We start from the raw sequence: 22,520 nt of genomic DNA on the forward strand, positions 1-22,520 counted from the left end.
GGTCGCGGCGGGGACCGGTCCCGCCGCGCTCGAAACCCCACCGCCCCTGCACACCCGATCGGCGGGAGTCGCCTTGGTCGTCACGATGAACCCGGAGTTCTCTCCGGCGGAACGCCTGGCCCGCCTGCGTCCCGAATACGAGCTGGCCCCCGAGCCGATGTTCGAGACGGCCATGAGCGTCGTGTACGCCGCGAAGGACACGAGCCTGAACAACCGCCGCCGCGCGGTGAAGTTCGTCTCCGACCGCCTCAAGCCCTACCGGGACCGGTTCGACCGCGAGTACGAGATCCTCAGCAGGCTCTCCCACCCCAACATCGTCGAGGTGATCTGCGGGACCAGGCCCGGCGAGGACCTCCGCTACATGGTCATGCCCTGGGTCGAATCGAACCTCACCGGCCTGGTGCAGGAGCGCGGCCGCCTGGGGCCGGAACTGACGCTGCGCGTCGCCGAGCAGCTCGCGGCGGCGATCGACTTCGCCCACGCGCACGGCGTGCTCCACCGCGACGTCAAGCCCGGCAACGTCCTCATCGGCGCGGAGCACCACGTCTACCTGTGCGACTTCGGCATCGCCAAGGACGACGCCGCCGAGGACCTCACGAAGACCGGCGAGGTCCTCGGCAGCCAGATGTGGATGGCCCCCGAGCGGTTCTGGAGGCGCGGCGACCGCGACGACGTCGACGAGACCGTCCCGGTGGACCGGCGGCCCGCCGTGGCGCCCCTCGCCCGGCGCGTCGACGTCTACTCGTTCGGGCTGGTCCTCCACTACTGCCTCACGGGCCTCACTCCTCGCGAGGACGAACCCCACGTCGACCTGCCGCCCGCCGTCGCCGAGGTCCTCCGCAAGGCCACGAGCCCCGAGCCCTTGGAGCGCTACGGCACCTGCGCCGACGTGGTCGAAGCGCTCCGGACCGCGCTCGCCGCACCGGAACGCCTTGAGCGGTCCAGGAGGCCCGGTTCCGGATGGCTCGAACGGCTGCACCGCCGTTCGGTCTACTGGACCGCCGGTGCGGCGGCGGCGATCGCCGCCGCCGCGTTCATCGTCGTGCCCCAACTCGCCACCGGAGGCGTCATCGGCCCGAGCGACGAGGAGCTCGAACGCCTCCCCGAAGCGCTGCGCGCCGACTGCGGCTACACCGGCTCGTCCGAGGGAGGAACCGGCGCGGCGAAGGTGATCGCCTGCACCGCAGGCGCGGACGAAGTGGTCTTCAGCCTCTACGACGATCAGGCGTCCATGGACGAAGCCTACGGCGAGGCCGTCACCGCTTCCGGTCTCGATCGCGGCACCGGCGACTGCACCTGGGCGATCGGCGCCGAGCACCGCTACCCGGCCGTCGGGGACCCGACGGGCCGCGTCCTCTGCTGGAACGCCGACGGCGCCACCCGCATCGTCTGGAGCGACGACGGGGCCCGCACCATCGCCCGCGTCGACCGCCGCGACGCCGAGGACCTCGGCCTCGCCGAGGCCTGGTCGGGCTGGGTCGGGTCCCCGGCGTTCCCCACCGCCGAGGAGCAGACCCTGCTCGACACCGTGCAGCTCGACGGCTGCCACCGTCCGCGCGCGGGCGACCTGGAGACCTACCGGAACCTCCTCGCCGCGGTCGAATGCGACCCGCCGAACGAGCACGCCGCCGCCCTCTCGTACTTCCGGTTCGCCGACCACGAAGGCCTCCGGCACACCATCGAGGCCCACATCGCCGCCGCCGAGGCGCCCTCGGGCGTGTACTGCGGCGACGGCAGCGCCCCCGGCTTCCTCGGCTACGACGCCCTCGACCTGCGCGGCGTCGACGTCGGCACCCTCCTGTGCCGACCCGGGGACGGCGTCCCGGCCATCGAGTGGACGCTCGACGCGGCGCTGCTCATGGGCCGCCTCACCGGTACCGATCCCGAAACGCTCGACGACGCCTGGCGCGCCCACTACGGCTTCGGTCCGCCCACCGCCGCGGTCGTCGAGGCGGTCAACGCCGCCGCCGACCCGCCGTTCCCGACCGCCGCCGAACAGGCCCTCCTCGACCTCGTTCCCGAACGGTCCCGAGTGGACTGCATGCGGCCGTCGCAGTGGCAGATCGAGAGCAACGTCCGCAACGAGCCGCAGGCCGCGGTCGTCTGCGGCCCGGTGCGCGGGGCGAGCACGGTCTTCTACTACCAGTTCGGCAGTGCGGCGGAGATGAACGCCGACTACGGCGGCAGCAACGACATCAGCGGACCCGACTGCACCGGCATCCCGGAGGACTTCCACGGCGACGCCCCCTACGAGCGCGACGGCGCCACCGGCCGGCTCGGCTGCGGCACCAGCCCCAACGGCAGCGTGTGGCTGGTGTGGACCGACGACCGCCGCAACGTGCTGGGCATGGCGTTCAACGGCTCCAGCGCCCTCGGGATCCTGGACTGGTGGCGCTACGAGGCGGGGCCGCTGTAACTCGGCCCAGTCGCGCTTCAGCAGCTTCAGGTCGGCCGGGGTGAGCGTGGTCGACTGGATCATGGCCCGGATGAGATTGACGTTGAGCGCGTTGCCGATCGGATTGCTCATGCCCTCGTCGCTCTTGAGGCCCGGGATCCGGTAGGGCTTGCATTCGGAGTGGGAGAAGCGCTCCCGGATCACGGCGACGACGTTGGCCGCCCGGTGCGGGATCCACGACTCGTCACCGGCGACCTCGTTGAGGTCGGCGGCGACCTGCTTCCAGGGGACCGGTTGCGGCCGCGGCAGCCCGAGCAGGTAGTTCTGCGCCAGGGAGGTCAGCACCAGCCGCTCGCGTTCGGTGAGGTCGAACTGCTGCGGCGGCAGCGTCACGGCGTCGGGCCCGGCGGTCGGGGAACCGCGGTCGGGCGCGCCGATCCGCACCTCCAGGAAGTGCAGCCGCTCGGTCGGGTCGCCGAAGAGCAGGGGCGTGTACCCGGCCGGCACGACGCGTTCGTGGCCGGTGAGCAGGATCGACTCCTCCGGGGCCAGGACCCTGATCGGCGAGCCGTCGTTGCGGATCCACCATTCGCCGCCCGCGCAGTGGAAGTGGCCGTGGAACCGGCTGATGCGCCGGTCGTCGACCCCGATCGGCAGGTGCACGTCCCCTTCGGAACGGCCGAACTCGAGCTTGATGCTGTTCGGGGGCACGGCCCAGCCCGCGTGCTCGGTGAGCGCGTAGAGCGTCCCGGGAGGCATCGGGTCGAGCGGCTCGGCCCCGCGCGGCGGGTGGGGAATCCCCGGAGCCAGGCTCCGCACCCACTCGGGCAGCACTTGCGGTGCGTATCGGTCGGTCGCCATGCGCATCCCCTTTGTCGGATCCGAGTCTCCTCTATTGTGCGACGAATCGGACGAACGGCGAGACCCTCACCGCGTCACTGCGGATCCCCGGCGCGGGACACGAGGGGCCGCCTACCGCTGCGAGCGAGCAGTCGGGCGATCACCCACGACGGCGTCAGCCGTCCGAGGGCCACGATGGCCTTGTTCTGCCAGCCCGGAACGCTCAGGGCCTTGCCGCTGCGCCAGTCCCGCAGCGCGGCCCGGGCGACGGCATCGGCGTCCAGCCAGAGGAAACCGGGGATCTTGGACATGTTCATGCCCGCGCTGTCGTGGAACTCGGTGCGCGTGAAACCGGGGCACAGCGCGGTGACGGCGACACGGTGCGGGCGGGTCTTGACGGCGGCCGACTGACTGAAATTGATGACCCAGGCTTTGGTGGCGGAATACGTCGAACTGGGAAAGAACCCGAGCACCGATGCGATGTTGATGACGCCGCCACGCCGGCGCTCTATCATCGAGGGCAGCGCGGCGAGCGTCAGGCGAAGCACGGTCTCGGTGTGCAGCCGGGACATCGCGACCTCGGCCTGCACCGGAGTGGCGAGGAACCCCGTGGGATGCCCGAACCCGGCGCAGTTCACCAGCAGCTCGACCCCTTCGCGGCACCGCTCCTCGACACGGGCGACATCGGCGTCCACGACGAGGTCGGCGGCGATGACCTCGCATTCGGCCGAGAGCGAAGGCGCCGTTTCTCGCAGGCGCCCGCCATTGCGATCGACGAGGACGAGCCGATACCCCTCGCGCGCGAGCCTCCTGGCGAAGGCCGCCCCGATCCCGGCTGCGGCGCCGGTGACGAGCGCCGTAGGGCGCGCCTGCGACGATGCGTCACTCATCGACCGAGTATCGCAGCAATCAAGCGTCCCTTGGGCACAGCGACAAGCTGATCGGCCTCGGCGGGCGCGCAAACGGCGATGGCCCTCGCCGCCCCGCCCGTCCCCGGCGGCGACCGCCTCAGACGCGATCGGCCGCTGCCGCCGAACCGCCATCGACACGGCCCCGTCCCTGGCGACGCTCAGCTAGGGCATGGCCGGCTACGGCGTCGAAGGCGTGCGAATCGGCCTGACCGTCGCCGCCGCCATCGGATGCCCGGCCCTGGCCGCCCTGCAGACCGCCGCCCGCACCCGAGCCGGCCCGCCCCAAAACCGCAAAGCACCCCGCCCGCTGAGCACCACGCAAAGGCAGAAACAGCATCAGAGCCCCGGCGAAAGCCGGGGCTCTGATGCAATGTATTCCTCTGTACTCCCGAGCGGATTCGAACCGCCGTTTCCGCCTTGAGAGGGCGGCGTCCTAGGCCCCTAGACGACGGGAGCTCGGCCTGTGTTCCTGCGGCTTACCGCGGCAACGTCGACAAGCTTACTCGACCCTTCCGCGGGTCCGCCACCGGGATACGGCTTGTGACGTGGCCTACCAAAAGGGCGGGCCGGGCCGACGCCGACACCTTTTCAGGTGAACCCCCGTTGCGTCGGGCCCGGCCCGCCGAGCGACTCTAGCGCGCCCGCGGCGCGGGCGGCGGCGAAATCACTGGTTGTGACCGGTGGCCTGACCGGTGAGCTCGCTCAGCCAGGCGGCGTCCACGCCGTCGTGGTAGTTCACGAGCTTCGCGGTGTACGCGGTCCCCCCGACCTTCGCGGTCACGCTGGCGATGACGCCCACCGTGGTCACGCACACCTCGTACGCGCCCACCGGCGAGCCCTCCGCGCCCCGCACCTCCACGCAGTCCGCCAGCTCGCCGGCGAGCGTCGTGTCGGAGAACTCGGTCGACGCCGAGGGATCCGCGGCGGTCGCGCTCAGCCAGGACGCCACCGCGTCCTCGGCCGGCAGGATGCCTTCGAGCTCCCGGCTCAACCACACCGCCAGGTCGGTCGACTCCTCGTTCGTCCACAGCCGCGGCCGGTCGCCCACGACGACCGCCGCCGTCCCGGCCTCCGGGTCCACCGCCACCAGCACCGACTTCTCCGAGCCCTCCACGAGGTACTCGGCGGTGTAGGCGTGGCCCTCGCCGTCGACGAGGCGGTCGCTCAGCTCCGTCAGCGCGGCCTGGTCCTCCGAGGCCGACTCGCCGCCGGCCTCGGCGCCCGAGCATCCGGCGAGCGCGAGGAGGGCGGCCGCACTCAAGGCAGCGCAGCGCCGAAGGGCATTCTGCACGATCATGGGGCTCCACTTCCATTGCGCGAGGCGGGGGATGCCACGTGGTGTGGCGGCATCCGGGGGCACGCCTAGCACAGGTGTCTGATCTGAGATAGGACTCCACCATATAGCGGCCTGTCCAGGCCTCATACAACACGAGCGACGGACGTCGGCGCCATTGCATTTTCGCGGCACGGGAGCATCGCCGCGGGGGCCGGGGCGTACCCTAAGGAGCTGTGGCCGGCGCAGTGTCGGGTCGGCCGAAATCCTTCGGACACGGCCCCGCAATCGGGCCGATCGTCAGATTCGGCTATTTCAGGAGTGACAGTGGCTGCAATTGAAGACATCCGGGCAAGGGAGATCCTCGACTCCCGCGGCAATCCCACCGTCGAAGTGGAGATCCTGCTCGAAGACGACACGCTCCAGCGGGCCGCCGTCCCGTCCGGTGCTTCGACCGGCGCCTTCGAAGCCATCGAGCTTCGCGACGGGGACAAGAAGCGCTACCTCGGCAAGGGCGTCGAGAAGGCCGTCGACAACGTCAACGGCCCGATCCGCGACGCCCTGATCGGCATCGAGGCCTCCGAGCAGCGCCTGGTCGACCAGGCCCTCCTCGACGCCGACGGCACCCCCGACAAGTCCAACCTCGGCGCGAACGCCATCCTCGGCGCCTCGCTCGCCACCGCCAAGGCCGCCGCCGACTCCGCCGAGCTGCCGCTGTACCGCTACGTCGGCGGCCCGAACGCGCACCTCCTGCCGGTGCCGATGATGAACATCCTCAACGGCGGCTCCCACGCGGACTCCAACGTCGACGTGCAGGAGTTCATGATCGCCCCGATCGGCGCCCCCACGTTCAAGGAGGCCCTGCGCTGGGGCGCGGAGACCTACCACGCGCTCAAGTCCGTCCTCAAGGAGCGCGGCCTGTCCACCGGTCTGGGCGACGAGGGCGGCTTCGCCCCCAACCTCGACTCGAACCGCGCCGCGCTCGACCTGATCGCCGTCGCGATCGAGAAGGCCGGCTACAAGCTCGGCACCGACATCGCCTTCGCGATGGACGTGGCCGCCACCGAGTTCTTCACCGACGGCGCCTACCTCTTCGAGGGCCAGAAGAAGTCCGGCGAGGAGATGAGCGCCTACTACGAGGAGCTCATCGCCGCCTACCCGTTCGTGTCCATCGAGGACCCGCTCTCCGAGGACGACTGGGCCGGCTGGTCCGCCCTCACCGCCGCCGTCGGCTCGCGCCTTCAGATCGTCGGCGACGACCTGTTCGTCACCAACCCCGAGCGCATCCGCCGCGGCATCGACGAGAAGGCCGCCAACGGCCTGCTCGTCAAGGTCAACCAGATCGGCTCGCTCACCGAGACCACCGACGCCGTCGAGATGGCCCACCGCGCGGGCTTCGGCTGCATGATGAGCCACCGCTCCGGTGAGACCGAGGACACCACCATCGCCGACCTGGCCGTCGCCATGACCTGCGGCCAGATCAAGACCGGCGCCCCGGCCCGCTCGGACCGCGTCGCCAAGTACAACCAGCTCCTCCGCATCGAAGAGGACCTCGGTGACGCCGCCCGCTACGCCGGCGCTTCCGCATTCCCGAAGTTCACGCAGGGAACGTGAGCAGGGCCGAAGTTCACGCAGGGAACGTGAGCAGGGTCGAAGTTCACGCAGGGAACGTGGACGCGCTCGAAGTTCACGCCCGCCATGTGAGCCCGGTCGACGCTCACCCGTCGAACGTGCGATAGCGCCCGAGTCCCAGGACCCGGCGAGCACCGCGACCGCTTCGAAGGCCCCCGCGCTCCGGCGCGGGGGCCTTCGGCGCTCCCGGATCGACTAGGCTGGCCCCGTGAACGCGAGCCGCCGACCCAGCCGCCCGGGAGGACGATCCACCGGTCCCGGCCGCACCCGTGCCACGCGCCGGCCCGCCCCCGGTTCGGCCGGCCGGCCCCAGGTCAAGCGGGTCCGCTACCGTCCCGCACGGCGGATCTCCCGCCGCGCCGCCGTCCTCGCGCTCGTCCTCTCCGCGCTGGCCCTCTCCTACGCCTACCCGCTGCGCACCTACATCGAGCAGCGCATCGAGATCAACCGCCTCGAAGCCGAGCAGGCGGAGCAGTCCGAGCGCATCGAGGAGCTCGAAGCCGAGCGCGTCAAATGGGACGACCCCGAGTACGTCAAGGCGCAGATCCGCTCCAGCCTCCTCCTCGTGCCGCCCGGCGAGGACCTCGTCATCGTCGTCGACGAGGACGATCCCAGGCACACCGGTGGCGCGGACGACGCCGAGGACCCGGACCTGTCCTGGTACGACGAGCTGGCCGCTACCTTTGAAGACGCCGACCGGCTCGACCCAGAGGAAACAGAGGAACCAGCAGAGTGAACGCGGTGCATGCGCAAGCCCTGGCGCTGATCGGCGGGGCCCGGTGAAGCCCGAAGCGTGGCCCCAGGACCCCCAGCCGGTGTCGGAGGCCGACGCGGCCGCCGTCTCCGCCCAGCTCGGCCGCCCCATCCGCGGCGCCCACGCCGTCGCGTGGCGCTGCCCCTGCGGGCAGCCCGCGGTCGTCGAGACCGAGCCGCGCCTGCCGGACGGCACCCCCTTCCCGACCACGTACTACCTGACCTGCCCGAAGGCCGCCTCGGCCATCGGCCGGCTCGAAGGCGGCGGGGTCATGAAGGACATGAACGAGCGCCTCGCCGCCGATCCCGAACTCGCCGAGCACCACCGCCGCGCCCACGAGGACTACCTCGCCCGGCGCGCGAGGCTCGGCGACGTGCCCGAGATCGAGGGCGTGTCGGCGGGCGGCCTGCCCGACCGCGTGAAATGCCTGCACGCCCTCGTCGGCCACGCGCTGGCCGCCGGACCGGGCGTCAGCCCCTTCGGCGACGAGGCGATCGAGCGCCTCCCCGAGTGGTGGCGCACCAGCAGCTGCGCCCATGGACAAGAGGAGAGCGAATGAGCGAGCGTCGCGTGGCCGGGATCGACTGCGGCACCAATTCGATCCGTCTCCTCATCGCCGACGTCGGCGCGGACGGCCGACTGCGGGACGTCGTGCGCCGCATGGAGGTCGTGCGTCTCGGCGAAGGCGTCGACCGGACCGGCCGCCTCTCCGAGGCCGCCTTGGAACGCACCCGCGTCGCCCTCGCCGACTACACCGGCCAGATCCGCGAGCACGGGGTCGAGGCGGTCCGCATGGTCGCCACGTCCGCGAGCCGCGACGCCGCGAACGCCGCCGACTTCGAGGCCATGGTCGAGTCGGTGCTCGGCCAGGCCCCCGAGGTCATCACCGGTGACGAGGAGGCCCGCCTCTCCTTCACCGGCGCGGCGGCCACGCTGCCTCCCCACGAAGGGCAGCGCCTGCTCATCGACATCGGCGGCGGCTCGACCGAGTTCGTGCGCGGCACGGGCGCCGAGGTCCTGGCGGCGATCTCCGTCGACATCGGCTGCGTCCGCATGACCGAGCGGCACTTGCGCACGGACCCGCCGCGCCAGGGCGAGATCGACGCCGCGGTCCTCGACATCACCGGCATCGCGGACAAGGCCCTGAGCGTGGCCGACCCGGCCCGCGAGGCCACCGAGCTGGTGGCCGTGGCCGGGACGGCGACGACGATCGCCGCGATCGCTTTGGGGCTCAAGGCGTACGACCCCCGGGCGATCGACGGGACCCGCCTCACGTACTCCATGGTCGAACGGGTGACCGCGGACCTCGCCGAGGCCGACCACGCCGCGCGCCTCGCGATCCCCGTCATGCACCCGGGTCGGGCCGACGTCATCGTCGGCGGCGCGCTGGTGCTGCGCACCATCATGGAGCGCAGCCGGATCGAAGAGGTCCTCATCAGCGAGCACGACATCCTCGACGGCATCGCCCTCTCGGCATAACGGCGAACGGCACGGCCCCGCGATCGGATGACCGCGGGGCCGTGCCGTTGCCTGCTCAGGCGTGCACGAGCTCGCGCGCCGGCGACTTGGCGGACGCCTTCCACAGCTCGGCCGCGAGCCACAGCGCCGCCACCGCCACGAGGGCGCCCCAGGCGATCCGGCCGGCCTGCGGCAGGAAGTACTGCGGCAGCATCGTCGCCAGCAGCACGGCGAGCGGCACGCCGCTCCAGCGGTGGAGCGTGCCCGAGCGCCACACCGCGACCGCGGCGAGGACCGCGGCGACGGCGATGCCGGCCAGGCCGATCGTGAACACGGTCACCGCGGTCGGGTCGAACCGGAACGCGTCGGCCACGTCGGTCAGCGCGGCGTCGCCGCCCTCCACCGCGCGTTCGCCGATCGCCTTGAGGCCGTAGACCTCCGCGCCGTAGTAGGAGATCGTCAGGGCCGATCCGATGTAGCCGACGGTGGTGGCGAGGAACGCGGTCTGCTCGTTGCGGGTGCCTTCGAGACAACCGCGGAGGGCCCCGTAACCGAGCGGGATCAGGATGAGGCCGACGATGGCGGCGAGGTGGGCGACCGCCCAGCCGGCGGTGGTCCAGGACTCGGCCCCTTCGAGGGTGGTCTGGTCGCGGCGGGGTGCGGCGGCCTCGTAGAGGAGGAAGAGGATGCCCGCGAGCGCGAAGGCGACGGCGCCCATGCGGGCGCGCGGATCGGGCGCGGCGGGGGAGAGGCTGGTGGACATGGGTGCTCCTTGCGGTTTCACTGCTCACATTTGAGAGCACTGCTCTCTGATGAGAATGATGATCGCACACTGGACCGCCGAATGCAAGAGCGGTGCTCTCGTTTCGGTAGACTCGCCTGATGAACGCGCCGAGAACCGCCCGCGAACGCGCCCGCGCCGAGCTCACCGCCGAGATCCTCGCCGCCGCCCGCCGTCAACTCGGCGAGGTCGGCGCCGTCGGGCTCTCACTGCGCTCGGTGGCCCGCGAGCTCGGCATGGCCTCCTCGGCCGTCTACCGCTACTTCGCCAGCCGCGACGACCTCCTGACCGCCCTGCTCGTGGAGTCCTACAACGAGATCGGCGAGGCCGCCGAGCGCGCCGACGACCCGGACGCGGCTCCTGAGCGGCGCTGGCTCGCGGTCTGGCGCGGTGTGCGCGGCTGGGCCCTCGCCAACCGCCACGAGTACGCGCTCCTCTTCGGCACCCCGGTCCCCGGCTACGCCGCCCCGCACCTCACCGCCGAAGCCGCGGGCCGGATGCCGCTGACCCTGGCCCGCATCGTGGCCGACGCCAAGCGCGCCGGGACGCTCGCGCCGCCGCCCGGGCCCGCGTGCGACCCCGCGGCCGTCACCCCGGAGATGCTGGTCATATTGCAGGACATGGCCTTCGACGTCGAGGAGACCGCCCGGCTCGTCCTCGCCTGGAACCGCCTCGTCGCCATCCTGGGCTATGAGCTCCACGGCCACCTGGTGAACATCACCGCCGACGATGCGGCGTTCTTCGACTACACCGCCCGCACCGAGGGCGCGTTCAACGGCCTGGCCTTCGACTGAATCGGTCGCACGACGGCGCCGGCCGAAAAATCGAGCCGAATGGCACGATTCGGGGATATAGGAAGGGGGTCCTCAGACGTGTGCAGAGTGAAGACCAACATCCGACGAAAGAGGATCCCATGCACCGCAAACTGCTCGTCACCGTCGCCGTCGCCGTCGCCGGCCTCACGGCCTGCGGAGGAGGGGAGGCCGACGACACGCCCGGCAGCGGCGCCGACCCCGCCACCGCGACCTCCGAAAGCACCGCCGAAGCCACCACCGTGACGACCGCCGAAGGCGACCAGGCCACCGACACCGACCCGCGCCTGCAGGTCCTGGTCGGCACCTGGGAAGCCGACCCCGAGGAGGTCGGCCCGCACGGCTCGACCCTCACCGTGGAGGAGGACGGCACCGCGACCCTGCTCTCGTTCGCGAACCAGCAGGGCGCTTACGAGGGCGAGATCGTCCTCGGGGACCAGGAGGCCCACCGCTTCGAAGGCGTCGTCGCCGAAGCCGACGACGAGATCACCGTCGAGCTGACCTACGACGCCGAAGCGGACACGCTCACGCTCGACTACCCCGGCGACGGCGGCGCCTACGTCCACACCCGCGCCTGATCCGCTCGGCTCCCGTGGCGCCGGCCCTGTGCGCTCAGCCGCGCAGGGCCAGCGCCACCACGATCGCCGCGATCACGAGCACCACGCCGATCGCGGCGACCACCCACGGCCAGCGCTTGAGCGGCTTGTGCTCGGCGACGTCGCCCACGACCACGGTGACGTTGTCCGGGCCGCCGCCCTCCAGCGCCAGGCGCACGAGCTCGTCGGCCGCGGCCTGCGGATCGGTGAAGTCGCGCAGCACGTTCTCGATGGCCGCGTCGTCCACCACGTCGCTGAGCCCGTCCGAGCACAGCATGTACCGGTCGCCGACCTGCGCGGGCCGGGTCTCGAAGTGCGCGGGGGCGGGGTTGGCCTGGAGCACGCGCGTGACCACCGACTTGTACGGGTGGTCCTGCGCCTCGGCGGGGGTGATCGCGCCCTCGTCGACGAGGTGCTGGACGTACGAGTCGTCCACGGTCACCTGCACGAAGTCCTCGCCGCGGAGCTGGTACGCCCGCGAGTCGCCGATGTGGACGATGTCCACCGCGTCGTCGCCGAGCCACAGGCCCGTCAGCGTCGTCGCCATGCCCTCGGACTCGGGATTCTCGGCCACCGCCGCGCGGATCCGGTCGCGCGCGGCGTCGACCACCGCGCCCAGCTCGGACTGGGCCTCCACGGGCGAGCGGCGGGCCAGCCGCGTCACCTCGGCGATGGTCACCCCGCTGGCGACCTCGCCGGCGGCCGCGCCGCCCACGCCGTCGGCGACCGCGAGCAGCCGCCGCGACGCGAGATGGGAGTCCTCATTGAGATCGCGGACTTTGCCCACGTCGGTGGCGGCGCCATAGCGCCAACGCAATTCGGTCACAGGCGATCACCACTGATTCGGCACCGGGATTCGGCTATCTGTTCAAAGCTTGGCCGTTCGAGGGACATGGGCGCAAGTGTAGTGTCCCGCCACTCACAGCATGCGACCGTTGATCCCGGTGCGCCCGGCCTGGACCGAACCGGGCTGTATCCCCCGTTCGTGCCAGCCTGTCATCCCCGGTCTGAGCTGCGACGACACCGGCCTTACAGTGGATCCTGCCAGCTCGCGCGCCCTCGCCCAACACTCACTTCGGGAGCATCCATGCAGACGGTTCTCGCCGATCGGTACGTCTTGGAGCAGGAGATCGCGCGCGGCGCGGTCGGGGTCGTGTGGCGCGCCTTCGACCGGATCGCCGGCGACCGGGTGGCCGTCAAGGTCCTCCGGCCCGAGCTGCGCGGCGAGAAGGAGATCTTCGAGTCCTTCAGCGCCGAGGCCGAGATCCTGCGCACCATCGACCACCCGGGCGTCGTCTCCGTGAAGGACTTCATCGTCACCGGCGCGGTCTGCGCGGTGGTCCTGGAGTTCATCGAAGGACTCGACCTGCGCGAGCACCTGCGCCTCCACGGGCCCCTCGCCCCCGCCGAGGCCGCGCGCCGCTGCGCGAGCGCCGCCGAGACCCTCGCCGCGATCCACCGCGCCGGCTACCGGCACGGCGACGTCAAACCCGGCAACCTCATGCTCGCCGGCCCCGAGGGCCTCAAGTTCATCGACTTCGGCATCGCCCGCGCCGCCGCCTCCAAGACCGCGCCCTCCCACGGCACCCCCGAGTACATCGCCCCCGAGGTCGCCGCCGGCGACTCGGTGAGCCTCGGCGTCGACAACTACGCCCTCGGACTGGTCCTCTACGAGGCCCTCACCGCCCACAGCGCCTACCGCGGCGGTTCGATCACCGAAGTGGTCGACCGCCACCTCACGAAGATCCCGGTCAAGCCCTCCACCGTCGACGCGCGGCTGTGGGCCGTCGTGGAGCGGCTCCTCGCCCTCGACCCGAGCGCCCGCGGCGACCTCGACGCCGTCGCGGCCGAACTCCGGCGCCTCGCCCCGGACCTCGCGACCCGGCCGACCGCGCCGATCGAACCCGAACTGCGCGACCGCGGGGCCGCCGCCGCGTCCGCCTACGAGCCCGTCACCCCCCACGCGGCCGAGGTCGACCAAGGCGCCCTCGGCACGCTCCTCACCGCCCGGTCCGAAGGCGACGCACGCGCCGAGGCGGACGGCCCCGACTCCGACGCCCGTTTCCGCCGCGGCCTCCTCCTGGTCGGCCTCGCGGGCTTCGCCGTGCTCGCCGCGGCCTTCTGGGCCGTCATGACCTTCTCCGGCGCCGACGTCCCGAATGAGGACGATGTGGCCGATCCGTCCGAAGCGGCCACCACGGTCGTCGCCACGGCGGACGAGAGCGCCGCCGAGCCAACGGAACCGACCCCCGAAGCGAGTCCCACGCCCGGCGAGCCGACCACCGCTCCGGAAGGGCCGGAGGTGGAAAGCGACGCCCCTGGCCAGGAAACTGCTGATATGTCCGAATCGGAAACCGGCGACGGCGGCTCCACTGAGGGCGGTTCGGGTGACGAGTTGCCCGGATCGGATCTCATCGGATCGCCCATGCCCGACAACTGATATCAACCGCGACAGTCGATAATGATCCGTGACCGCCGAGCGACGCCACGTCATCGCGAACAGCGAGGCGATCGGGATCACACGTTTGAAATTCTCTGAACACGCGTTGCAATCCCGAAGCAGCGCTCATGCGATCCACAAGGCCGACACCGAGATCCGTCCCCCCTTCCCATCAGCCATCGGCAAGGGTCTATCGACACATTGGAGCTGTCCACTTGTCATGAGGGCCTCCACATGGCATCCTGTCGGGCATGGCAGGAAAAGAACTCAACGCAACCTCAGCAGCATTGCTGGGCTTGCTGCACGAAGGACCGATGACCGGCGGACAACTCATGGCGGAGGCGACCCGTCGCCTCGGTCCGTACTGGACCATGACGCGCTCGCAGGTTTACCGTGAACTCCCCGCGCTGGCCGAGGCGGGCCTCGTCCGCGTGGGGAAGCCGGGGCCCCGCGCCTCGGTGCCCTACACCATCAGCGCCAACGGCAAGCGGGCGTTCACCCGCTGGCTCAACGAGCCGGCCCGGATCGGCCAGCTGCGCGACCCGGTCGCGCTGCGCACGGCGTTCCTCGACTACCTGTCGAAGGACACCGCCGACGAGATGTTCGCCGACGCGACGGAGCAGCACCAGGAGGCCTTGGCAGAGGCCCGTGCCGCCGCGAAGGACTACGCGGACGAGGACCCGAACGCGGCCATCGCGATGGAATTCGCGATCGGCTACCACCGCTCGGCGCTCAGCTGGCTGAAGAAGCGATAGGAACGACGCCGGGGCCCTGAACCGGCGAACGACGATCAAGCACGAAACGGGACGCAGCCCCCTCGGGGGCAGCGTCCCGTTTCGTATGAGCCCGAATACAGGCGTACCCTGATCTGTTGTGACCAGTGTCGATGTTTCCGCCGATCTCCGCGAACTGAAAGCGACGCTCACCAGCGTCGAGGCCGTGCTCGACCTCCCCGCGCTCCGCAGCGAGCTGGCCGAACTCGAGGCCGCCGCCGCCGACCCCGGGCTGTGGGACGACACCGCGCAGGCCCAGAAGATCACCTCCCGCCTGTCCTACGTGCAGGCCGAGCTCAAAAAGCTCGCCCAACTCCATGAGCGCATGGACGACGTCGCGATCATGTTCGAACTCGCCGACGACGAATCCGACCCCGGGGCCCAGGCCGAGGCCGAGGCCGAGCTGGCGTCGATCCGCAAGGCCGTCGACGAGCTCGAGGTCCGCACCCTCCTCTCCGGCGAGTACGACGAGCGCGACTGCGTCGTGACCGTCCGCTCCGGCGCGGGCGGGGCCGACGCCTGCGACTTCGCCGAGCAGCTCATGCGCATGTACCTGCGCTGGTCGGAGGCCCACAACTGCGGCACCGAGGTCTACGACATCTCCTACGCCGAAGAGGCCGGCATCCGCTCCGCCACGTTCGCCGTCAACGGCCCCTACGCCTACGGGCACCTCTCGGTCGAGCAGGGCACCCACCGCGTCGTGCGCATCAGCAAATACGACAACCAGGGCCGCCGCCAGACCGGCTTCGCCGCCGTCGAGGTCGTCCCGGCCCTGGAGCAGACCGACGAGATCCCCGACATCCCCGAGGACGAGATCCGCGTGGACGTCTACCGCTCCTCCGGCCCCGGCGGCCAGGGCGTCAACACCACCGACTCGGCGGTGCGCCTGACGCACCTGCCCACGGGCATCGTCGTCTCCTGCCAGAACGAGCGCTCGCAGCTGCAGAACAAGGCCACCGCGATGGCGGTCCTCAAGGCCAAGCTCCTCCAGCGCAAGCGCGACGAGGAGCGGGCCAAGGTCGACGAGCTGCGCGGCTCGGCCACCGCCTCGTGGGGCGACCAGATGCGCTCCTACGTCGAGCACCCCTACCAGATGGTCAAGGACCTGCGCACCGGCTTCGAGACCGCCGATGTCAAGGGCGTCTACGACGGCAACATCGACGGCTTCCTCGAGGCCGGCATCCGCTGGCGCAAGTCCGCCGAGAAGCAGGAGTAGCCGTCCGCGCCCGGTGCGGTCCGGGGCCCGCGCCGCCGCGCCCGCAGAGTCCGCTTCGGACGGAGCCGGGCCGCCGGCGCGAGCCCGCTCCGTGGCCGTTCCGTGACCCTTCGGGGCCCGCGGATGGGCCGCCTGACCATGCGGGCTTCCACCGTTCGGGCGAAATCGAGTCGTGACCCTTTCGCGCACGTGACGTATGGGGCCGAAACAGCGGAATATGCCACGCTTGTACTGGAGCCGCCCGACCGGCTCCGGACTTCGGCGGTTAGACTCCGCCTCGTGATTCAGCTTGAGGGTGTAACCAAGCACTACCCCCGGTCGAACCGCCCGTCGGTGGAGGACGTGAACGTTTTCATCGACAAGGGGGAGTTCGTCTTCTTCATCGGCCCGACCGGCGCGGGGAAGTCCACGATGATCAAGCTCCTGCTGCGCGAAGAGGTCCCGGACAAGGGCACGATCACCGTCGGGGAGACCGACGTGACCAAGCTCCGGCGCTGGAAGGTCCCGGCCTACCGGCGCAGCATCGGCTGCGTGTTCCAGGACTTCCGGCTGCTGCCGAACCGCACGGCCGCCGAGAACGTCGCGTTCGCGCTCGAGGTCATCGGCAAGCCCCGTTCGGTCGCCCGCCGCGTCGTCCCCGAGGTCCTCGAACTGGTGGGCCTGGGCGGCAAGGAGCACCGCTACCCGCACGAGCTGTCCGGCGGCGAGCAGCAGCGCGTGGCCGTGGCCCGCGCGTTCGTCAACCGGCCGCTGCTGCTGCTGGCCGACGAGCCCACCGGTAACCTCGACCCCGACACCTCGATCGAGATCATGCGGCTCCTCGACCGCATCAGCCGGACCGGCACCACCATCCTGATGGTCACCCACGACTCCAACATCGTGAACCAGATGCGCCGTCGCGTCATCGAGATCGAGAACGGCCAGATCGTCCGCGACCAGGCTCGCGGCGTCTACGGCTAAGCGGAAGGCAGATTCAGAGCACATGCGCGCGAAGTACGTGATGTCCGAGGTCTTCCTCGGACTGTGGCGCAACATCTCCATGACCGTCGCCATGATCATCACCATGGCCGTCTCGCTGACGATGCTCGGCGCGGGCCTGCTGCTGTACAACCAGGTCGACGTGATCGAGGAGTACTACCAGACCAACCTCGAAGTCGTGGTCTACATGCAGCGCGACGTCACCGAGGAGGTCAGCGAGAAGATCGGCGAGGAACTCAGGGCCAGTCCGTATGTGAAGCAGGCCCAGTACGAGTCCCAGGAAGAGGCCTACGAGCGCTTCCAGGAGACCTTCGCCGAGACCAAGGACCTCGTCGACTCGGTCGACCCCGAGGTCCTGCCGTCCGCGTGGCGCGTCGAGATGCACGACATCAACGACGCCGACCAGCTCATCGCGGACTTCGCCGAGCGCGAAGGCGTCTACCAGGTGACCAACCAGCGCGACATCCTCCAGGAGGTCTTCGACATCCTCGGCGGCGCGCAGCGCCTCACCCTGGTCGTCGCCCTCGTGCAGGGCGTGGCCGCGCTCATGCTGGTCGCCAACACGATCCAGGTCGCCGCGTACTCGCGGCGCCGCGAGGTCGCCATCATGAAACTGGTCGGCGCCCCGAACTGGTTCGTGCAGGCCCCGTTCGTGCTCGAGGCGGTCTTCGCCGGCGTCATCGGCTCGATCTTCGCCTTCGCGACGCTCATCGCCGCGAAGTTCCTCGTCATCGACGGGCAGTTCTCGAACCTGTTCAGTCTGATGCCGCCGATCACCATGCAGTCGATTCTGATCCTGCTGCCGATCCTCACCGGGATCTCGGCCGTGATCAGCGCGATCACCGCGTGGATCACCCTGAGATTCAACATCAAGGTCTGATCCTCACGTTCGGGGGAGATACCCCGAATGTCCTGAACGTCCGTCGCACTTGGACTACATTCAGGCCCCATGAGGCGAATCGGATGGCTGCTCGCGGCCCTGCTCCTGGCAGGGACCGCGAGCAGTCCCGCGCTCGGGGTCACGCAGTCCGAGCTCGACGCCGTGGAGCGCGAGAAGGCCGAGATGGCCGCCGAACTGGAGAACGCCTCCGAAGAGGTCCGCGCGGCGGGCCAGGTCCTCGCCGAGACCGCCTCCCGGCTTCCCGGAGCCGAGCACGCCGTGGACGTCGCCGAAGGCCGGGTCGCCGCCGCCGAGGCCGAAGCGGCCCAAGCCCAACGCGAGGCCGACGCCGCCCGCGAGGCGCTCGCGGCCGCCGAAGCCGAGTACGAGGCCGCGGCCGAAGCGGTCGAGGCCGCCCGCGAGGCCCGCGCCTCCCTCTTCGCCGCGACCGCCCGCGGGGTCGAACTGCTCACCGTGGACGCCATCATCGCCTCGGGGGACCCGCAGACCGCCGTCGACGGCATGACGTATCTCGAGTTCATGATGGAGGGCAAGAACCTCGCCGTCGAGGAGGTCACCCTCGCCCGGCGCGAGGCCTCCAACGCCGAGAACGCCGCTTCCGTCGCCGAAGCCGAAGCCGAAGCCGCCGAAGCCGCCGCCGAGGAGGCGCTCGCGGCGGCCGAGACCCGCTTCGCCGAGGCGCAGGCCGCGAAGCTCGCCGTCGAGGAGCTGGTGGACCAGCGCGAGGCGGCCCTCGCGGTCGCCGAGGACGCCGAGGACGAGGCCCAGGCCGCGTACGACGAGCTCGAAGCCGAGTCCGCGCGCCTCGCCGACGCGCTGCGCCAGGCCGACGACGACGCGGGTTCCTCGGGCGGCGGTTCCTCCTCCGGCGGCGGCGGTTTCGTGGTGCCGGTGGACGGCTGGAAGTCCTCCGACTACGGCTGGCGGCGCCACCCGATCTACGGCACGAACCGCTTCCACGGCGGCACCGACTTCGCCGCCGGCACGGGCGCGGCGATCCACGCCGCCGACTCCGGCAAGGTGGTCTACGCCGGATGGAACGCCGGGTACGGCCAGCTGACCTGCATCAGCCACGGCGGGGGCGTGACGACCTGCTACGCGCACCAGTCGAGCATCCGGGTCTCCCACGGCGAGCACGTCGACCGCGACGAGACGATCGGCGCGGTGGGCAGCACGGGCGCGAGCACGGGCCCGCACCTGCACTTCGAGGTCCGGGTCCACGGCGAACGGGTCGACCCCCTGGGCTACCTGCCGAGCTGTCTCTGCCGGTAACCGCCGAGGGCGCTCGCGAAGTCAAATAGATGTCGCCATACGTTTGTTCGATCGTTAAGCTTGCTCCGTGTCCAAGAAGCAGCAGGAGAAGGTCAAGCACTCGGGTTCCGAGCGGTCGGTGGTGACCACCAACCGCAAGGCGCGGCACGACTACGAGATCCTGGACACCTACGAGGCCGGCATGGTCCTGTCCGGGACGGAGGTCAAGGCACTGCGCCAGGGCCGGGGGAACATCGTCGACGCGTACGCCGAGATCCACAACGGCGAGGCCCGCGTCCACAACTTCCACATCCCCGAGTACGACTACGGGACGTGGACCAACCACCCGCCCCGGCGCATCCGCAAGCTCCTGCTGCACCGCGGTGAGATCGCCAAGCTCGAAGGCAAGCTCGACGAGGCCGGCCTGACGCTGGTCCCGCTGTCGGTGTACTTCCTGAACGGCTACGCCAAAATGGAGCTCGGGCTCGCCCGGGGCCGCAAGAACTACGACAAGCGCCAGGCCATCGCCAAGCGCGAGTCCGACCGCGAGATCGAGCGGGCCATGGGCCGCGCCGCCAAGCGCGGCGGCAGGTAGCGGGCGGTCACACCCCCGGCAGGGGTGTGACCCGGCGCGTCTCGCGGCGGCGGAGGAATATCCGATGGCGGCCGGCCGTTGGATTGGGATAGAATTCCACAGCACAACTCAACAGGGGTGAATGACTCACTTCAACCAAGGGGCTGATCGGTTTCGACTCCGTATGTTGACGTGAGGGAAGCGGGTCGAGGAAGCCAACGCTGTCTCGTAAACCAACGTTGGAAACCAATAAGTGCCAACGCAAAACGCACTGACTTCGCTCTCGCTGCCTAAGCGACGGTGAAGTTGCCGCTCCAGGGGCGCATCCGCTCTGGGTTCGCGGCATCATGTAAGGATGCTGGGCCGACGTCTTGATCGCTGGGACGTCTGCCGAGATCTTCGGCGATTAGAGCCCGTCTCACCGACTCGTCCGCGTGATCGGTGGGGCTCGAAAAAAGACACAGCGGACTGCACCCGGAGAAGTCTCACAGATGCAGCGGAGGACCAGGGTTCGATTCCCTGCAGCTCCACACGCCCACATGGGCCCCCTCGTGGGGCCCATGTGTTCGCCTGTGACCGGCAGTGATCGCTCACAGGCGTCACGTTCGCTGGTGCTCGTCTGCCACCCATGCCGCGCCAACGGCGGGTTCGATTACCTCTGCGTCCACACATCCCATGTGCGCTCCCTCGTGGGGCCCATGTGTCCGTGTGCGACCAGCTGTAGGACTGAATCGACCTTCAGGGTCTATGCTCGAGCCGGTGTCTCCCCGACCATTGCCTGTAGGTAGCCGATGCGCTGCTCGACGCTTTCCAGCACCCGCACTTGGCCGGATTGGGCGCCACTCTTGCCCTGCCGGACCGCCACACACGAAGCGAAACCGGCAACTAGAGATTTGAGTTGAACTCGCCGCAGGTGAGGTGCTGGGGCGGATCGGCGTTGGCCGCCCTACCAGGAGCCCGCTCTCGTGTCATCGTTCGCCGTGGGGCTCTTCGCGTACCCGCTCAGGCAGGTCAACGGCGCACCCGATAGCGCAGGTGCAGTACCCGGTTGCCCTGAATCACCGCGTCAGGATCCTCCAACAGGTGCTGCGCGTCGACCGACCCGAAGTAGCGCTTGCCGGATCCGAACACAACGGGTACGACGTCCATGCGCACCTCGTCGACCAGGTCCGCGGCAAGCACCTGGCCACCGACGTCGCCAGCGGCGACCTCGACCAAGCGGTCACCCGCAAGCTCCTGCGCCTTGGCCACGGCTGCCTCGACGCCGTCGACGAAGTGAAACGGTGCCTCGGGGTCCCAGCCCTCGGGCTGCGGCCGGTGCGTCACGACGACCACGTGGTCGATCCCGCCCGGAGGCTTCCCGCCCCAGCCGTCCGTCATGTCGAAGACGCGGCGGCCGACGATGGTCGCTCCGATCTGGTCCCAGTACGGCCGGGTGTAGTCGTAGGACGTCTGCGACACCATTATGTCGCCGCTCTCGTCCAACGGGACGTCACCGCTGAGCAACCAGTCGAACAGCGGTCCGGGCTGGTCGTTCTCGTCCGCGATGAAGCCGTCCGCCGACACCGAGCTGTACATGACTACCTTGCCCACAAGGCGCTCCTTTGCATTGGTTGCCCCCAAATTAGCGTGTCGTGAGCGGTCGGTCTTGTAAGAAATCAATCGGCCGGCAGCGGCCAGCTGTCCAGTACGTGGCCGGGATGTTCGCGCAGGAACCGCCGCCGGACTTCGATGTACCGGGTGGGCGTGAGCCCGGTGAATACCCGGAACTCGTGGCCGAAGTGGGCCTGATCGAAGTAGCCTGCGCCACCGGCGAGTTCACCCCAGTCGATCGGTCCGGCGGGATCGATCGCGAACACGGCGGCGGCGAAGCGGTGGGTGCGGGCCAGCCGCTTCGGCGTGACACCGATGAGCTCCTTGAACCGCTGTGCCAGATGGGTGCTGCTGACACCGGCGGCCGCCCTCAGGTCGCCGATCGCCACTGCACCGCTAGTCGCCGCGATGACACTGCTCGCATGGCGGACCAGCCCCAGGCCGGCGGTTTCGCGCAGCCGTCGCATGAACTCCTCCTCGAGCAGCGTCAGCATCTCGTGCGGTCCATCCGCCATTGCCAGCCGGTCTCGCAGCTCAGCAACGGCGGGTCGGCCCCAAACCTGCTCTACCGCCACCGGCCGGTCACACAGCTCGGCCGCGGGCATCGGCAGAAACGGCGCCAGCCCCCACGGCTTGACGTGCGCGCCGACGGACCGGGTCCTGAGTGGATAACCGAACTCCAACGCGCGGGTGGGCATGGTGACCACGCAGCCGTCGGCGTACTCGGCCGTCTCGATGGCGGTGGCGGCGCGGATGCGAAACGGTGCCCCGAGGTTGACGATGAGCAACGCCGACGGCATCGGCGGCAGCATCAGCCGAGCGTATGGCGGCGACCCCTCCAGGAAGTAAAGGTCGTCGATCAGCTCGTCCAGCGGCGGTCGCGGCACTCTGGACACGTACTCCATGCCCACAGCATCGCCGACGCCTCGCCCGCATCGTGCGCCGGGATGGTCCAGCCGCGCTCTACATCGCCCGATTCCTACTCGACAGGTTCGACCTGACGCGGTTGCGTCCAAAGCTCCACGAGCGGGACCCGCTTCACGACACCGCAGAAACTTTGAAGCGGCAGCATCGGTTACGTGGGTGGCACCAAGGGCGCGAGACAGTGACGAAAGCTAAGACGAATCCGTGTTCTTCCCGAGAAACGCACTCAGGCTGCGCGGGTTCGAAGGGCGGTTCCGGACTTTCAGGCCTTCGAGACGAGGCGCCTGACGCTGCGGTCGCTGAGGCCGTATTGGACCGCGAGGACCTTCTGCGGTACGCCAGCGCCATACGCGGCAACGATGGCTTCGCGCTGTTCGACTGTGAGCCGCCGATTGAGCGAGCGCGGCGGGACGGGCGG

20 protein-coding genes, 1 tRNA gene and 1 other RNA gene are annotated in these 22,520 nt (G+C 70.1%); 15 read left to right on the forward strand and 7 right to left on the reverse strand.

Annotation, left to right across the window (positions count from 1 at the left end):
- Window positions 1-73 precede the first annotated feature (73 nt).
- Window positions 74-2,416, forward strand: coding sequence for a serine/threonine-protein kinase (locus tag K3N28_RS07840; protein WP_228091927.1), 2,343 nt, complete (start codon window positions 74-76; stop codon window positions 2,414-2,416).
- Between the two features lie 914 nt (window positions 2,417-3,330).
- On the opposite strand, the gene K3N28_RS07845 is transcribed toward K3N28_RS07840, so the two are convergent.
- The 3 genes from K3N28_RS07845 to K3N28_RS07855 form a co-directional block, all read right to left on the reverse strand.
- Window positions 3,331-4,125, reverse strand: coding sequence for an SDR family oxidoreductase (locus K3N28_RS07845; protein ID WP_228091928.1), 795 nt, complete (start codon window positions 4,123-4,125; stop codon window positions 3,331-3,333).
- A gap of 404 nt (window positions 4,126-4,529) precedes the next feature.
- Window positions 4,530-4,602, reverse strand: a tRNA-Glu gene (locus K3N28_RS07850).
- Window positions 4,603-4,810: 208 nt separating this feature from the next.
- A complete protein-coding gene (locus tag K3N28_RS07855; protein WP_228091929.1) occupies window positions 4,811-5,443 on the reverse strand; it encodes a hypothetical protein in 633 nt (210 codons plus the stop codon).
- A gap of 303 nt (window positions 5,444-5,746) precedes the next feature.
- Here K3N28_RS07855 and eno point away from each other — a divergent pair, with 303 nt between their 5' ends.
- From eno to K3N28_RS07875, 4 genes are all read left to right on the forward strand, one after another.
- Window positions 5,747-7,033 carry a phosphopyruvate hydratase gene (eno, locus tag K3N28_RS07860; protein ID WP_228091930.1) on the forward strand — a complete coding sequence of 429 codons (1,287 nt, stop codon included), beginning with the start codon at window positions 5,747-5,749 and terminating at the stop codon, window positions 7,031-7,033.
- Between the two features lie 226 nt (window positions 7,034-7,259).
- On the forward strand, window positions 7,260-7,787 hold the full coding sequence (locus K3N28_RS07865; RefSeq protein WP_228091931.1) for a septum formation initiator family protein: 528 nt from the start codon (window positions 7,260-7,262) through the stop codon (window positions 7,785-7,787).
- 43 nt (window positions 7,788-7,830) lie between these two features.
- The gene (locus K3N28_RS07870) at window positions 7,831-8,364 is read left to right on the forward strand and encodes a DUF501 domain-containing protein (protein WP_228091932.1); all 534 of its coding nucleotides are present in this window, start codon (window positions 7,831-7,833) and stop codon (window positions 8,362-8,364) included.
- 11 nt (window positions 8,365-8,375) lie between these two features.
- The gene (locus K3N28_RS07875; RefSeq protein WP_374209719.1) at window positions 8,376-9,284 is read left to right on the forward strand and encodes an exopolyphosphatase; all 909 of its coding nucleotides are present in this window, start codon (window positions 8,376-8,378) and stop codon (window positions 9,282-9,284) included.
- Window positions 9,285-9,339: 55 nt separating this feature from the next.
- Here K3N28_RS07875 and K3N28_RS07880 read toward each other — a convergent pair whose 3' ends face one another.
- Entirely contained in the window at window positions 9,340-10,026 is a 687-nt protein-coding gene (locus K3N28_RS07880; RefSeq protein WP_228091934.1) for a hypothetical protein, read from the reverse strand.
- 119 nt (window positions 10,027-10,145) lie between these two features.
- Here K3N28_RS07880 and K3N28_RS07885 point away from each other — a divergent pair, with 119 nt between their 5' ends.
- The gene (locus tag K3N28_RS07885) at window positions 10,146-10,838 is read left to right on the forward strand and encodes a TetR/AcrR family transcriptional regulator (protein ID WP_228091935.1); all 693 of its coding nucleotides are present in this window, start codon (window positions 10,146-10,148) and stop codon (window positions 10,836-10,838) included.
- A gap of 119 nt (window positions 10,839-10,957) precedes the next feature.
- Window positions 10,958-11,434 carry a hypothetical protein gene (locus K3N28_RS07890; RefSeq protein WP_228091936.1) on the forward strand — a complete coding sequence of 159 codons (477 nt, stop codon included), beginning with the start codon at window positions 10,958-10,960 and terminating at the stop codon, window positions 11,432-11,434.
- Between the two features lie 34 nt (window positions 11,435-11,468).
- Here K3N28_RS07890 and K3N28_RS07895 read toward each other — a convergent pair whose 3' ends face one another.
- Window positions 11,469-12,278, reverse strand: coding sequence for a PP2C family serine/threonine-protein phosphatase (locus K3N28_RS07895; RefSeq protein ID WP_228091937.1), 810 nt, complete (start codon window positions 12,276-12,278; stop codon window positions 11,469-11,471).
- Window positions 12,279-12,539: 261 nt separating this feature from the next.
- On the opposite strand from K3N28_RS07895, the gene K3N28_RS07900 reads away from it, so the two are divergent.
- From K3N28_RS07900 to ssrA, 8 genes are all read left to right on the forward strand, one after another.
- Entirely contained in the window at window positions 12,540-13,892 is a 1,353-nt protein-coding gene (locus K3N28_RS07900) for a protein kinase (protein WP_228091938.1), read from the forward strand.
- Window positions 13,893-14,143: 251 nt separating this feature from the next.
- Window positions 14,144-14,647: a PadR family transcriptional regulator gene (locus K3N28_RS07905; protein ID WP_228091939.1), complete on the forward strand. Its 504-nt coding sequence runs from the start codon at window positions 14,144-14,146 to the stop codon at window positions 14,645-14,647.
- Window positions 14,648-14,765: 118 nt separating this feature from the next.
- Window positions 14,766-15,881 carry a peptide chain release factor 2 gene (prfB, locus tag K3N28_RS07910; protein WP_228091940.1) on the forward strand — a complete coding sequence of 372 codons (1,116 nt, stop codon included), beginning with the start codon at window positions 14,766-14,768 and terminating at the stop codon, window positions 15,879-15,881.
- A 279-nt stretch (window positions 15,882-16,160) separates the two neighbouring features.
- The gene (ftsE, locus tag K3N28_RS07915) at window positions 16,161-16,841 is read left to right on the forward strand and encodes a cell division ATP-binding protein FtsE (RefSeq protein ID WP_228091941.1); all 681 of its coding nucleotides are present in this window, start codon (window positions 16,161-16,163) and stop codon (window positions 16,839-16,841) included.
- A 22-nt stretch (window positions 16,842-16,863) separates the two neighbouring features.
- A complete protein-coding gene (ftsX, locus tag K3N28_RS07920) occupies window positions 16,864-17,739 on the forward strand; it encodes a permease-like cell division protein FtsX (RefSeq protein ID WP_228091942.1) in 876 nt (291 codons plus the stop codon).
- 69 nt (window positions 17,740-17,808) lie between these two features.
- A complete protein-coding gene (locus tag K3N28_RS23250) occupies window positions 17,809-19,032 on the forward strand; it encodes a M23 family metallopeptidase (protein ID WP_255640264.1) in 1,224 nt (407 codons plus the stop codon).
- Between the two features lie 67 nt (window positions 19,033-19,099).
- Complete coding sequence (smpB, locus tag K3N28_RS07935; RefSeq protein WP_228091943.1) at window positions 19,100-19,606, forward strand: SsrA-binding protein SmpB; 507 nt, start codon at window positions 19,100-19,102, stop codon at window positions 19,604-19,606.
- A gap of 139 nt (window positions 19,607-19,745) precedes the next feature.
- Window positions 19,746-20,118, forward strand: a transfer-messenger RNA (tmRNA) gene (gene ssrA / locus K3N28_RS07940).
- Between the two features lie 478 nt (window positions 20,119-20,596).
- Here ssrA and K3N28_RS07945 read toward each other — a convergent pair.
- Both K3N28_RS07945 and K3N28_RS07950 read right to left on the reverse strand, forming a co-directional pair.
- The gene (locus K3N28_RS07945) at window positions 20,597-21,178 is read right to left on the reverse strand and encodes a dihydrofolate reductase family protein (protein WP_228091944.1); all 582 of its coding nucleotides are present in this window, start codon (window positions 21,176-21,178) and stop codon (window positions 20,597-20,599) included.
- Window positions 21,179-21,243: 65 nt separating this feature from the next.
- A complete protein-coding gene (locus K3N28_RS07950) occupies window positions 21,244-22,083 on the reverse strand; it encodes a helix-turn-helix domain-containing protein (RefSeq protein WP_228091945.1) in 840 nt (279 codons plus the stop codon).
- Between the last annotated feature and the right edge of the window lie 437 nt (window positions 22,084-22,520).

This window comes from Glycomyces sp. TRM65418, from assembly GCF_019710475.1.
Taxonomy (GTDB): Bacteria; Actinomycetota; Actinomycetes; order Mycobacteriales; family Micromonosporaceae; genus Glycomyces.

Excerpts from the sequence above, each read along its gene's own strand:
- K3N28_RS07900 (WP_228091938.1), top strand. The coding sequence starts at position 12,540 with ATGCAGACGGTTCTCGCCGATCGGTACGTCTTGGAGCAGGAGATCGCG.
- K3N28_RS07855 (WP_228091929.1), bottom strand. The coding sequence starts at position 5,443 with ATGATCGTGCAGAATGCCCTTCGGCGCTGCGCTGCCTTGAGTGCGGCC.
- K3N28_RS07905 (WP_228091939.1), top strand. The coding sequence starts at position 14,144 with ATGGCAGGAAAAGAACTCAACGCAACCTCAGCAGCATTGCTGGGCTTG.
- K3N28_RS23250 (WP_255640264.1), top strand. The coding sequence starts at position 17,809 with ATGAGGCGAATCGGATGGCTGCTCGCGGCCCTGCTCCTGGCAGGGACC.
- K3N28_RS07880 (WP_228091934.1), bottom strand. The coding sequence starts at position 10,026 with ATGTCCACCAGCCTCTCCCCCGCCGCGCCCGATCCGCGCGCCCGCATG.
- ftsX (WP_228091942.1), top strand. The coding sequence starts at position 16,864 with ATGCGCGCGAAGTACGTGATGTCCGAGGTCTTCCTCGGACTGTGGCGC.
- K3N28_RS07845 (WP_228091928.1), bottom strand. The coding sequence starts at position 4,125 with ATGAGTGACGCATCGTCGCAGGCGCGCCCTACGGCGCTCGTCACCGGC.
- K3N28_RS07890 (WP_228091936.1), top strand. The coding sequence starts at position 10,958 with ATGCACCGCAAACTGCTCGTCACCGTCGCCGTCGCCGTCGCCGGCCTC.
- K3N28_RS07885 (WP_228091935.1), top strand. The coding sequence starts at position 10,146 with ATGAACGCGCCGAGAACCGCCCGCGAACGCGCCCGCGCCGAGCTCACC.
- K3N28_RS07950 (WP_228091945.1), bottom strand. The coding sequence starts at position 22,083 with ATGGAGTACGTGTCCAGAGTGCCGCGACCGCCGCTGGACGAGCTGATC.